Source organism: Serratia sp. 506_PEND, from assembly GCF_001076875.1.
GTDB classification, from domain to species: Bacteria; Pseudomonadota; Gammaproteobacteria; order Enterobacterales; family Enterobacteriaceae; genus Serratia; species Serratia marcescens.
Map to the genome: position 1 here is coordinate 1 of NZ_JVEL01000150.1, position 275 is coordinate 275.

A 275-nucleotide genomic window follows, 5' to 3' on the forward strand; every position below is an offset into this window, starting at 1 on the left:
CCTCATCACGCCAGCAGGGATTTGAAAAACTGTTCCGCCAGGTGTACGCCCAGGCGTATGACCGCGCGGTGCGCGAAGGGCTGGAGCCGCTGTGATGCGAAGCGTTGTCCTGATGTTGATACTCACGCTATCCCTGGCGGGATGTACCACCATGGGCAAGATGGCGAAGGTGGCGATGAACCCGGATATCCAGGTCGGTAACCACGACGACCAGCCTTCCACGGTCTCCTTCAGTCTGGTGGGGGAGCAGGACATGAACCCCAATGAGAGCGGTG

General features: G+C 60.0%; 1 pseudogene. It reads left to right on the top strand.

What is annotated here, in order from left to right:
• Positions 1 to 94: 94 nt before the first annotated feature.
• A pseudogene (locus ADK28_RS03980) lies at positions 95 to 275 on the top strand (type VI secretion system lipoprotein TssJ); the annotation flags it as partial.